At 57.7% G+C, this 430-nt stretch carries 1 protein-coding gene; it reads right to left on the bottom strand.

Annotation, left to right across the window (positions count from 1 at the left end; translation table 11 throughout):
• Positions 1–65: 65 nt before the first annotated feature.
• Entirely contained in the window at positions 66–302 is a 237-nt protein-coding gene (rpmB, locus tag F8279_RS30050; protein ID WP_003096556.1) for a 50S ribosomal protein L28, read from the bottom strand.
• Positions 303–430: the final 128 nt, after the last annotated feature.

Below are 430 nucleotides of genomic sequence, written 5' to 3'. Positions count from 1 at the left end.
GGTGTAGAAGTGGCCGGTACCGGCGCTGGACACCAGACGAATCAATTCACGCATGATTCAGCTCCTTAGAATTTTTCGCCGCGGGCACGCAGGTCAGCCAGGACGGCCTCGATGCCACGCTTGTCGATGATACGCATGCCCTTGGCGGAAACGCGCAGACGTACGAAGCGCTTCTCGGACTCGACCCAGAAACGGTGGTGCTGCAGGTTCGGCAGGAAACGGCGGCGGGTTTTGTTGTGTGCGTGGGAAATGTTATTCCCGGTGACCGGACCCTTACCGGTTACTTGACAGACTCTAGACATGCCTCAGCCCTCTATAACCTCATGCCCAACCCGGCATGGGTTGGCTGCTTTAACTCAAGTTCGATACTCAGTTTCACCGGGGTCTTACCCGCTGCATGCCGACGAAGGAGAGCGTGGCCCCAGAAAAG

Source organism: Micromonospora sp. AMSO1212t, assembly GCF_008868145.1.
Taxonomy (GTDB): Bacteria; Actinomycetota; Actinomycetes; order Mycobacteriales; family Micromonosporaceae; genus Micromonospora; species Micromonospora tulbaghiae.
This window is presented reverse-complemented; position numbering and strand designations above follow the sequence as displayed.

What these genes read in the sequence shown, in the direction of transcription:
- rpmB (WP_003096556.1), bottom strand. Translation starts at nt 302, where the DNA reads ATGTCTAGAGTCTGTCAAGTAACCGGTAAGGGTCCGGTCACCGGGAAT.